Below are 10,577 nucleotides of genomic sequence, written 5' to 3'. Positions count from 1 at the left end.
CTGGCGGACGCGCCCTTGCCGGATCACGGCCTGTGACGCCTGGGACCCAACGAGCTGCGCCCGCCAGCCATCAGGCGACCGCCCGACCTACATCGCAATACACAGGGACCCGGGGCGGGCGCACTGCCGGCGGGCCCCGGGTCCCGGCTCTGCGGTCCGCTATGCGAACCTCCGGCCAGGATGACGACCTTTATAGCTAAGCCAATAGAGTACGCGCCCCGTGGACAGGCCCCCCAGCGCCGCGCCTGTGCGGGCTCAACCGTTCCGTGCTAGAGCGGGGCGTTAGCGTTCGGGGGCGTGTCGCGGCATGGAATGGGTGTTCATCGTCGGCCTGACGGTGTGGATCGCGGTGCAGCACCAATCGCTCGACATGGTCAAGCGCCAACTGAGCAAGGCGCTGGTCGAACTGGAGCGCCTGAAGGCCTCCCTGGAGCCGTCCGCGCTTTCCGCTCCGCGCGAAGTCGCCGCGCCGATCGCGCCCGAGCTGTCCCCGCAAGCGCCGCAACCCTCGCCCTGGACGATCGAGCCCAAGGCCGCCCAGCCGCCGCGCGCGCCGGCGCCGTCGGTTGAGCCGGTCTCCAATCCCAGGCCCATTCCGGCGCCCGCCCCGCGGCCGATCATCACCCGCGAGGCGGCCTCGACCTGGCTGGCCGAGAACGGCCTGGCCTGGATCGGGGGCGGGGGTCTGGCCCTGGGCGGCCTGCTGCTGGTGGCCTACGCCGCCCAGAAGGGCATCTTCACCCCGCCGCTGCGGATCGCCGCGGCGGTGGTGCTGGGCGCGCTGATGGTGCTGGCCAGCGAGTGGATCCTGCGCCGCAAGACCGAGATGAGCCGCCACCTGCTGGCCGCGGCCATCGCGGCCGGGGCCGGGGCGGTCACCCTGTACGGCGCGGTCTGCGCCGCCCACGGCCTCTATCACCTGATCCCGTTCTGGCTGGCGGCGAGCCTGGCCGCGGCCGTGTCGCTGGGCCTGCTGGCCCTGTCGCTGCGACATGGCGAACCGCTGGCCCTGGTGGCCATGGTCGGCGCCGCCGTCACCCCCATCGTCACCGGCATCTCGTCCTGGTCGCCGATCGTCTTCGAGGCCTACGCCGTCCTGATCGGCGCCACCGGCTTCGTGTTGGCCGCCGGCCGTCGATGGGGCTGGACCAGCCTGGCGACCGCCGCGGGCGTGGCGGTGCTGAGCCTGCCGCCCCTGGTCGACCGGCAGTACGCCGCGGCCGCCGTCCTCGTCGTCCTGGCCGCCGCCGGGCCGCTGGCCGCGCTGTGGCGTCGCCGCCGGACGGGCGAGACGCAAGCCGAGGTGCTGCGCCTGCGCCAGGCGGTGATGACCGCGCTGCTGGGCGCGGCCGTGCTGGCCCTGGCGGTCTGGTTCGCCCCGCCGAGCCCGGCCGGAGCCGCGGCGGGCGTGCTGAGCGCAGTCCTGCTGGGCTTGACCGCCCTGGCGATCGCCACGCGCACGGCGCCGGCCGGCCTGTTCGCCGCCCCGGCCATCGTCACGGTCTTCGCCGCCATGGCCTGCCTGCTGTTCGACGGCGACGACGTGGGCGTCGCCGCCCGGCCGCCGTGGCTGCACCTGCTGCTGGCGCTGGCGCCGCTGACGGCCTTGCCCGCGGCCTTGCGGCTGCACGGGCGCCAGCGGACGCAGCTGCTGGCCATAGCCGGGATCACGACGGCCGTCGCCGCCAGCCTGGCCTGGATCCTGCTCGACGAGGCTCGCTTCGGCTACGCCTGGAGCCCGGCCGCCCTGCTGGGCGCGGGCCTGTTCGGTCTTGCGACGCTGATCGCCCGCCGGTCCGAGGAGCCGTCGCGCGACATGGGCCTGGCGCTGTGGCTGGGCGCTGCCGCCGAGATGGTCTTCCTGGCCGTTCACGGCGCCGTCCAGCCGAGGTTCGAGCCGGCCGCCTTCGCCGTCGCCGCCCTGGTCCTGGCTTCGCCGCCCGCCGCCTGCCCTGGCGGGGCCTGGCCGAGGCCAGCGTCGTCGCCGGCCTGCTGGCCCTGGTCGTCATGCTGCGGCCGGCCTTCATCGGCCCGGCGCTGGAGGGCCGCCTGCCGTTGCCGCTGATGGCGGCCGTGTCGGGCGGCGCCGCCGCGATCACCTTCGCCGCCGCCTGGCTGCTGAAGGCCGCCGGACGCCGCAACGAGGCCGAGGCGCAGGGGGCGTCGGCCCTGATGGTCCTGCTGCTGGGCCTGTTCATCGGCGTGCACGTGCTCGTGGTCGGCAAGCCAGGCGGCGCCTCGACGTTCCTGCTGGAGGCCTCGCTACGAACCCTGATCCTGCTGGCCGCGGGCCTCGTGTTGGTGCTGCGCCAGGGGCCGGGCGACGGCCCGCTGGCCCGCTGGCGCACCCTGCTGGTGGTCGGCGCCGGCCTGGCCCACGGCCTGCTGCTGCAAGGCCTGGTCGCCAATCCCTGGTGGGGCGTGGGCGAGGTTCCGGCCGGACCGCCGCTGCTGAACACCCTGCTGCTGGCCTACCTGGCGCCGGCCCTGCTGCTGGCCGTCGCGGCCTGGCGTCGGCCCGTCGACGCCGCCGGGCGCGGCTGGGTGGTCGGGGCCGCCGCCTGCGGCCTGCTGTGGGCGGTCATGGCCCTGCGGCACGGGATCCATGGCCAGGCCATGGGCGAGGCGGCGATCGGGCGCGGCGAGATCGCGGGCTATGCGGTGCTGGCCCTGCTGGCGGCCCGGGGCTTCTTCGACCCTCGCCTGGCCGCCCGGCCGGCCGCCAGCTGGCTGGCGCGCGCCGCCCCCACGATCGGTTGGATCGCCGTGGTCTTCGCCATCCTGGTCTTCGGCCTGCTGGCCAATCCCTGGTGGGGACCCGAGCAGGCGCGGCTGGCGCCGCTCGTCGCGGCCGTGCTGCTGGCCCTGGCCCATGGCGCGGGCGCGGCCCTGCTGCTCGAGCTTGGTCGCCAGGGCGGGCCGTTCGGAACGACGGCCCGGGCCAGCGCCGTCGGGGTGCTGTTCGTGCTGGTCAGCCTGATGGTGCGCTACAGCTTCCACGGTCCGGCCATGGGCGCGTCGATCGACGCCGGCGGGCTGGAGACCTGGACCTTCTCGGCCGTCTGGGCCGCCTTCGGCCTGGTGGTCTTGAGCCTCGGTTCGGCCCGCAAGGACGCCGTGCTGCGCTGGGCGGGCCTGGCGGTGCTGCTGCTGACCGCCGCCAAGGTGCTGCTGGTCGACCTGGCGCGGCTGGAGGGCGTGGTCCGCGCCGCCTCGTTCCTGGCCGTCGGCGCCCTGCTGCTGGGCGGGGCGGTGCTGGTGCGGCGCCTCAATGCACGCGGCGCGAAGGCCCCGGAGATCCCGCAGCCGCCCGAGGCCGGCTGAGCCGGCCCCGTGACTGGGCCCGTCAGCTTCCGGGCGTCGGCGCCTCCAGGCCCTTCAGCCGGTTGACCGCGTTGGTGTTGCCCGGGTCGAGCGCCAGCGAGCGGCGGTAGTGGACGATGGCGGCGGCCTTGTCGCCGTTGACGGCATAGGCTTCGGCCAGGCTGTCCTGGGCGTTGCCGCTGTTGGGGAACAGCTCGGCGGTCAGGGCCAGCACTGCCAGGGCCTTGGCCGGCTCGCCGAAGGCCAGCAGGCGATAGCCCCAGTCGTTCAACTCATGCTCGGCCGGCTTGAAACCGGGGGCCTGGCGCTGCTTGGCGATCACCCCGGCAAAGGCGGTCTGGGGCTGGCCGGCCAGGGCCGCGCGCAGGGCCGCCACCCCGGTCAGCTTCATGCCGGGCACGAACAGCTGGGCGATCTCGTCGATGGCGTCCTCGGGCGTGCCGCCGGCCAGGTTGCTGAGGATCGCCACGCCGACCTTGTCGTCCGGATAGAGATAGACGGCGTTGCGGCTGCCGCCGGTCATGCCGACCACCAGGCGGTCGGAGCGCTCCAGCACCAGCCAGCCCATGCCCCACTGGCCCAGCTTGCCGTCGGCGTAGGCGTCCTGGGTCCACATGGTCTTGCGGGCGGCGGGCCCCAGCAGGCGGCCGTCCATCAGGGCGATCATCCATCGGCCCATGTCGTCGCCGGTGCTGTCGAGACCGGCGGCGGCGCGGGCCAGGGGCGAGAACAGCTCCTTGCGCACGCCGGGCTGGTCGGGGGTCTCGCGGCGATAGGTGTACGAGGTGGTGCGCGAGGGGCCGGGGTCCTGGCTGTCCCCGTAGCGCGAGCTCTTCATGCCGGCGATGGCGAACTGCTCGCCGCCCAGGGGCGTGGTGACCGGAAGGCCGTGCAGGCGGTCGATCGCCATCTGCACCAGGGCGTAGTTGGTCTGGCAGTAGTGGAAACGCTGGCCGGGCGGGAACAGCACCGGCGCGGCCAGAGCCTCGTTCCAGGCGACGGCCTCCTCGACCGCGCCGTCCTTCTGGCGCGGCACGAAGTCGGGCAGGCCCGAGGTGTGGCTGAGCAGGCGGCGCACCTGGATGGAACGCCAGGCCTCCGGCAGGTCCTCCACGTAGTCGCCGATCGGCTTGTCGAGATCCAGGCGCCCGGCCTCGACCTCGCGCATGGCCGCGACGCCGGTGAAGGCCTTGGTGATCGAGTTGATCGGGAAGGTGGTGGTCGGGGTCGCCTTGGCTCCGCCGGCCAGGTCGGCCAGGCCATAGACGCGCGAGAAGACGATCGCCCCGTCCTTGACCACCACCACTTGCGCGCCGGGCACGTGGCGGTCGGCCATGAACCGCCGGACGAGGGCGTCGGCGCGATCGGCCGGGGCCGGTTCGGCCGCGAAGGCCAGCGGGGCGGCGACGAAGGTGGAAACGGCGAGCGCCGGACAGGCCAGTCCGGCCGCCAGCAAGGCGCGGCGGTTCATGATGCGATTACCCCTGGAGCTGTCCCCGCCCCGGCGGGCAAGGGATCAGCCCCGCGCGCGGCGGGCCAGTTAATCTTCGGTCATGCGCCGCCGGTTTCCTTCGCCGGCGAACCCGCCTAGGAAGGGCCCATGCCGACCGGACCCGACATGATGCTGGAAGCCGCCTGCGGACCGGGACCGGTCTGCGGGGTCGACGAGGCTGGCCGCGGGCCCTGGGCCGGGCCGGTCAGCGCCGCCGCCGTGATCCTGGATCCGGCGCGGATGCCCAAGGGGCTCAACGACTCCAAGAAGCTCTCGGCCAAGGCCCGCGCGGCCCTGGAGGCCGAGATCAAGGACATGGCTGTCGCCTGGTGCGTGGGTATGGCCAGCGTCGAGGAGATCGCGCAGCTCAACATCCTGCACGCCGCGGGCCTGGCCATGCGGCGCGCGGTCGAGGGCCTGTCGGTGAAGCCCAGCTTCGCCCTGGTCGACGGCAACTACCGCTTCGTCCTGCCGTGCGAGGTCAAGACCGTGGTCAAGGGCGACAGCCTGTCGTGCTCGATCGCCGCGGCCTCGATCCTGGCCAAGGAAGCCCGCGACCGGATCATGGTCGAGATGGACGCGGTCTATCCCGGCTACGGCTTCGCCGGCCACAAGGGCTATCACGCCCCGATCCACCTGGAGGGGCTGCGCAAGCTCGGCCCTTCGCCGATCCACCGCCTGGGCTGGGCCCCGGTGAAGCTGGCGCTCGCGGGCGGGCTGGCCGAAGAGGCCTGAGGCCTCAGCCGGCGGGCTTCATGCCGGCGATCAGCCAATCCCACTGGAACGGGATCTGCACGTGGGCGCCCGCCGTGGGGAAGCCTTCCCTGGTCTGCGGCGCCGCCCGCATGCGCGACACCGCCTCGGCGGAGGCCGCCTTGGCCTTGGGATCGTCGACGCCGCGATAGTCGCAGGTCGTCAGGCGTCCGTCCTCGGCGATCTCGCAGTCGGCGAGGCGATCCGTCGGATCATCCGATGTCCCCCTCAATACCGGCGATCGACCTAACAGCCGGATGTCCGGCGGACAACCGAAGGATGAGTTCGGAGCGGAAAGACCGTGACCGGAATCGAGATCGCATCGAGGTCAGGCGGGGACGGTCTCCCACGCCGCCAGGGCGCCGAGCGCGCGCAGGCGCGCGAAGAGCCGCTTGAGATTGGCGCGATTGGCCTGCGCCATGGCGAGGAGGGCAGGCGCGGCGTCGGCCGGGGCGGTGGCGACCCAGCCGTCGGCGCGGCGCAGGCCGTAGCCCTGGGCCTCCAGGCCGTTCAGATGGCGGCGGACGGTTTCGGCCGGCACCCGCAGAGAGCGGGCCAGGGCCGCCGTCCGCGCCGTTCGGCCGACGCCGCTCGGATCGGCCGCCCAGTCGGGGAGCTCTTCGGCCGGCAGGGTCTCGATGTTGCTGACCACCAGTTCCAGCAGCACCCGGCTGGCCACCAGGTTGTCGGTCAAGGCGATCAGGTCGTTGCAGGCCCGCAGCACATACTCCGACAGCGCCCAGTTCATGGCCCGCAGCGGCGGCTCGTCGCCGGACGTCGGCGCGGGAGCAAGTTCGGCCGGCAGGGCTCCGATCGCCTTCAGATCCTGGTGAAAGCGGCGGGCGCGGGCCTGGCGTGCGCGCATCTCGGTCAGATAGAGGTCGGTGGTCACCGCGCTGTTGGGCACCACCACGCCGTGCGGACCGACCACGCACTGGCCCTCGCGGGCCAGACGCAGCACCCGACGGCGCACGGTCTCGAACGGCAGCCGCAGCGACTGGGCGACGGCGTTGACGCTGACCGGCCGCCGCAGGTCGTCGGGCGTCGACTCCGCGGCCCGGCCATAGGCTTCCATCAGCGCCGGATCGCGCGTCACCGGGGCCATGTTGGCGTCGAGGGCGGCGGTCAGGATCCAGGCGTCGAGCAGGTCGCGCTCGCCCCGGGTGATCTCGATGGTGTCGCGCACATAGGCCAGGGAGGCGCGAAGCTCTTCGCCGAGCCGTTGCGCCGACAGGGGCGCGGGGGGACGGGATGTGGCCGGCGGCTCGAGCATCGATCGATGAGAGCAAGCCGGCGGATCGGGCGCAAGACCCGCGACCGCACAGAATGGGTAGCGAGACCGGTATTTTTCCAACCCGCCGGCCGCCTACAGTCCGCGCCGTCCGATTGCGGGCCGCCTCGGGGGAGCGCGGCGCGCGGACCGTTCGTGATCCGGCTGGGGGGCTGGGTGCAACGGGGGAGCGGGAAGCGTGCGGGGGCGCGCGGCCCGCTCCTTGGAACCGCGCCGGATCGGCTAGCGCCGCCGCGCGACGAGGGCCCAGACGGTCACCGCGACCGACACGCCCAGCGCCGCCGCGCCGATCCAGTCCCAGATCCCGTCGTCGAGCAGGGCGGCCACCAGGCCAAACAGGCTGAGCGCCGCCACAACGGCCGGGATGCGGAACACCTGCCAGAGGGTCAGATGCGGGCGGCTCATTGCACGCTCCCGCGCTTGACCAGCCACAGATAGACCCCCGAGCCCAGGATCACGATGGTGGCGAGGTCGAGCAGCGCCCACAGGATCTTCAGCGGCAGGCCGCCGTAGTCGCCGAAATGCAGCGGCTGCGACAGCGACAGGGTCTTCACGTACCAGGGCGTGGGGGCCACGGCCGAGAGTTCCCCGGTGCGGGCGTCGATCAGGGCCGGGGTGGTCAGGTGCGCGGTCAGCGGCGTGTCGCCGTGGAAGAACACCGCATAGTGGTGGTCGGTCGAGTAGCTGCTGCCGGGGAAGGCCACGAACTGCAGCTGCTTGCCCGGCAGGGCCAGCTTGGCGCGTTCGACCGCGGCGGCCAGCGAGCTGCGCTCGCCCGTCGGGGCGGGCCTGTCATAGGCCTGCGTCAGCTCCTTCAGCGCCGTGTCCTTCCAGTAGGCGATGATCGGCGTGGCCAGGGTGTTGACCACCCCGGTGACGCCGACGACCAGCACCCAGGCCAGGGTCACCGCGCCCAAGAGGTTGTGATAGTCGAGCCAGCGGGTGCGGGCGGCCTTGCGGGCCCGCACCGCGCCGAACGGCAGCTTGCGCATGAACGGGGCGTAGAGGACGACGCCCGAGACCAGCGCGGCCACGAGCAGCAGGCCCATCGCCCCCAGGAACAGCATCCCCGCCAGGCCCAGGAACATGTCGGTGTGCAGCTGGAGCAGGAACTCCATCACCGGATGGCCGGCGACCGAGGGGGCGGGATGGCCGCTGGTCTGGTCGATCGGCTGGAAGCTGTAGCCTGACTTGCCCGGCTGGACGGTGGTGACGTTCACCACCGGCCGTTCGACGTCGAAGCTCATGAACGCGGCGACCTCGCCCGGCTTGCGGGCGAGCGCCGTCTCCAGCACTTGGTCGAGGCTCAGCCTGGGGCCGTCCGGATGGGCCGGCGTCCAGGCCTGGTGCATCGCGACCTCCTCGATCTCGTGGGTGAACACGAGCGGCAGGCCGGTGACGCACAGCATCAGCAGGAACAGGGTCGAGACCAGGCTCGACCACTTGTGGACCCACGACCAGGCGCGGAGCGTCGACGGCTTCATCGCGGGCTTAGAAGTCCGTGGTGATCGACAGGCGCAGGGTGCGCGGGGCCCCCAGCGTCAGGTAGTTGGCGCCCGGATAGCCGCCGACCGCCACCCACTGGTTCTTGTCGGCCAGGTTCTCGATGCGGGCGCGCAGGGTGATCGGACGGTCGCCGGCCTCGAAGGCGTAGCGCGCGCCGATGTCGAAGCGGGTCCACGAACCCAGCTTGACCGTGTTGGTCGCGTTGGCGGCCTGCGAGCCGGTGTAGACCGCGCGGCCCTCGACGGTCAGGCCCTCGAGCGCGGCGACGTCGTATTCGACGTTGAGGTTGGTCTGGAACTCCGGCACGCCGATCGGCGACTTGCCTTCCAGCGAGGCGTCTAGGGCGCGCTCGACCTTGGCGTCGACCCAGGTCGCGCCGCCGATCAGGCGCAGGCCCGGGGTCAGCTCGCCATAGGCGGTCAGCTCGGCGCCCTGGTTCTTCTGCTCGCCGCCGGCGCTGTAGATGCGGCTGGCGGCGTCGAAATACTCGCTGGGCTGGGTGGTGCGGAACAGGCTGATCGTACCGCCGAACGAGCCGGCGTCGTACTTGGCGCCCAGTTCGGTCTGCTCGCCGCGGAACGGCGACAGGATCTCGCCGGCGTTGGCCACGACCACGCCGTTGACAGTGCCTGGGGCCGTCTTGCCGGGGATCAGGGCCTGGGCATAGTTGGCGTAGAGCGAAACCTGGCCGGTCGGCTTGTAGACCACGGCCACCGCCGGGGTAGTGGCGTCGCCGTCATAGGCCCCGCTGCGCGCGCCGGTGTTGTAGTCGTACGAGCGGGTCTCGATCTCCTGGTAGCGCACGCCGGCGGTGACCAGCAGGCGCTCGTCCAGGAACGACAGGGTGTCGGCGATCGCGACGCTGCGGGTCTTGGAGCGCTCGGTGACGTTCGGGTCCGACAGCGAGCCGCCGATGAAGAAGTCGGCCGCCGGCCTGGCCACCTGCACCGGCGTGTAGAGGTTGCTGGCGAAGCCCGCGAAGCTGGAGAAGGCGTAGGCGTTGCGCGACTTCAGGTTCACCTGGGCGACCGAGGCGACGATGCTGTGGCCCACCGAGCCGGTTTCGAACTTGGCGCGCAGGCCCGCGTCCGCCGAGACGACGGTGTCCTTGCGGACGTTGTCGAAGCGATAGGCGCTGATCGTGCCGTCCGCCTGGGCGGTGGGGTTGGCCAGGACGTTGTCTTCCTTGCCCTTGCGGCCGCCGATCGCGGCCCAGGCGCTGACGTTGTCGGTCAGGTCGAACTCGCCGCGGGCCGCGCCGAACAGCTGGCGCTCGTCGGTATAGGTCCAGTCCTGGGCGAAGTTCTTGCCGGCCGACGGGGCCTTGGGGATCGCGCCGGCCGGGGTGACGGTCGGGCGCGGGGCGTCGATGTGGTGGTCCTGCCAGCCGAGGTCGGCCGAGAAGCGGGCGCGCTCGCCGCGGCGGTCCAGACCCAGGCCGACCACCTTCAGGTCGCGGTCCTGGCCGTCGATATTGGTCTCGCGGCCGTGCAGGCCCAGGTTCAGGCGCGCGCCGTAGGCGTCGGCAGGGCCGAAGCGGCGGGCCACGTCGGCGGTGGCGTAGAGCTGCTCGCCGCCGTCCCAGCCGGCGGTGACGCGGGTCAGCGGGCTGGCGCCGGCCCGCTTGGGCACGAGGTTGAAAGCGCCGCCGACGCCGCTGCCGCCCGGGGCCGCGCCGTTCAGGAAGGCGTTTGCGCCGCGGAACACGTCTACGCGCTCGACCAACTCGGCGGCCACGAACTGCCGGGGCAGCACGCCGTAGAGGCCGTTATAGGTCATGTCGTCGGAGTACACGGGAAAGCCGCGCACCACGTACAGCTCCTGGAAGTTGCCGAAGCCCTTGGTGACGCGCACCGTCGGGTCGTTCTGCAGCACGTCGCCGATGCTGATGGCCTGCTGGTTGCGGATCAGCTCCTCGGTGTAGCTGGTCACCGAGAACGGGGTGTCCATGGTGTCGAGCGCGCCGAGCAGGCCCACCCGCGCGCCCTTGGCCACCTGGCCGCCGGCATAGGCGGGCGGCAGGCGCACCTGCGAGCCGGTGACGATCACTTCCTCGACCGCGGTCGGCGCGGCTTCCTGGGCCAGGACGGGGCTCGCCGCGAGCGGGGCGAGGAGGGCGGTGGTCAGCAGCAGGGACAGGCGGGGCGACACGGTATTTCTCCGACAGGTGAGAATGCGTCGCGATAGAGGGAAAGCGCTGTCGTGACAACA

Annotated in this window: 8 protein-coding genes and 1 pseudogene; 3 read left to right on the top strand and 6 right to left on the bottom strand. The window is 72.6% G+C overall.

Features of this window, described 5'->3' with window-relative positions; genetic code table 11:
* Positions 1 to 307: 307 nt before the first annotated feature.
* Positions 308 to 2,065 (top strand): DUF2339 domain-containing protein, encoded by a 1,758-nt coding sequence (locus SGCZBJ_RS25990; protein ID WP_101716870.1) that lies wholly within the window; start codon positions 308 to 310, stop codon positions 2,063 to 2,065.
* Positions 1,948 to 3,324: a DUF2339 domain-containing protein gene (locus SGCZBJ_RS04755; protein ID WP_240621416.1), complete on the top strand. Its 1,377-nt coding sequence runs from the start codon at positions 1,948 to 1,950 to the stop codon at positions 3,322 to 3,324. The genes SGCZBJ_RS25990 and SGCZBJ_RS04755 overlap by 118 nt, the downstream gene beginning before the upstream one ends.
* 22 nt (positions 3,325 to 3,346) lie before the next feature.
* On the opposite strand, the gene SGCZBJ_RS04750 is transcribed toward SGCZBJ_RS04755, so the two are convergent.
* Positions 3,347 to 4,795 (bottom strand): serine hydrolase domain-containing protein, encoded by a 1,449-nt coding sequence (locus SGCZBJ_RS04750; RefSeq protein WP_101716868.1) that lies wholly within the window; start codon positions 4,793 to 4,795, stop codon positions 3,347 to 3,349.
* A gap of 129 nt (positions 4,796 to 4,924) precedes the next feature.
* On the opposite strand from SGCZBJ_RS04750, the gene SGCZBJ_RS04745 reads away from it, so the two are divergent.
* The gene (locus SGCZBJ_RS04745; RefSeq protein WP_101716867.1) at positions 4,925 to 5,551 is read left to right on the top strand and encodes a ribonuclease HII; all 627 of its coding nucleotides are present in this window, start codon (positions 4,925 to 4,927) and stop codon (positions 5,549 to 5,551) included.
* Positions 5,552 to 5,555: 4 nt separating this feature from the next.
* On the opposite strand, the gene SGCZBJ_RS04740 is transcribed toward SGCZBJ_RS04745, so the two are convergent.
* The 5 genes and pseudogenes from SGCZBJ_RS04740 to SGCZBJ_RS04720 form a co-directional block, all read right to left on the bottom strand.
* Positions 5,556 to 5,801, bottom strand: coding sequence for a hypothetical protein (locus SGCZBJ_RS04740; RefSeq protein ID WP_101716866.1), 246 nt, complete (start codon positions 5,799 to 5,801; stop codon positions 5,556 to 5,558).
* A 96-nt stretch (positions 5,802 to 5,897) separates the two neighbouring features.
* On the bottom strand, positions 5,898 to 6,842 hold the full coding sequence (locus tag SGCZBJ_RS04735) for a hypothetical protein (RefSeq protein ID WP_133149189.1): 945 nt from the start codon (positions 6,840 to 6,842) through the stop codon (positions 5,898 to 5,900).
* Positions 6,843 to 7,082: 240 nt separating this feature from the next.
* A complete protein-coding gene (locus SGCZBJ_RS04730; protein WP_165799240.1) occupies positions 7,083 to 7,265 on the bottom strand; it encodes a hypothetical protein in 183 nt (60 codons plus the stop codon).
* Positions 7,262 to 8,442: pseudogene (locus SGCZBJ_RS04725) on the bottom strand (PepSY-associated TM helix domain-containing protein). Before SGCZBJ_RS04725 ends, SGCZBJ_RS04730 begins: the two are co-directional and overlap by 4 nt.
* Positions 8,352 to 10,517, bottom strand: a complete 2,166-nt coding sequence (locus SGCZBJ_RS04720; RefSeq protein WP_101716862.1) for a TonB-dependent receptor — start codon at positions 10,515 to 10,517, stop codon at positions 8,352 to 8,354. Before SGCZBJ_RS04720 ends, SGCZBJ_RS04725 begins: the two are co-directional and overlap by 91 nt.
* Positions 10,518 to 10,577: the final 60 nt, after the last annotated feature.

Source organism: Caulobacter zeae (genome assembly GCF_002858925.1).
Taxonomy (GTDB): domain Bacteria; phylum Pseudomonadota; class Alphaproteobacteria; order Caulobacterales; family Caulobacteraceae; genus Caulobacter; species Caulobacter zeae.
The sequence above is the reverse complement of the archived record's forward strand: the minus strand, read 5'-3'. Positions and strand labels throughout refer to the sequence as shown.

Excerpts from the sequence above, each read along its gene's own strand:
- SGCZBJ_RS04745 (WP_101716867.1), top strand. The coding sequence starts at position 4,925 with ATGCCGACCGGACCCGACATGATGCTGGAAGCCGCCTGCGGACCGGGA.
- SGCZBJ_RS04735 (WP_133149189.1), bottom strand. The coding sequence starts at position 6,842 with ATGCTCGAGCCGCCGGCCACATCCCGTCCCCCCGCGCCCCTGTCGGCG.
- SGCZBJ_RS04750 (WP_101716868.1), bottom strand. The coding sequence starts at position 4,795 with ATGAACCGCCGCGCCTTGCTGGCGGCCGGACTGGCCTGTCCGGCGCTC.
- SGCZBJ_RS25990 (WP_101716870.1), top strand. The coding sequence starts at position 308 with ATGGAATGGGTGTTCATCGTCGGCCTGACGGTGTGGATCGCGGTGCAG.
- SGCZBJ_RS04730 (WP_165799240.1), bottom strand. The coding sequence starts at position 7,265 with ATGAGCCGCCCGCATCTGACCCTCTGGCAGGTGTTCCGCATCCCGGCC.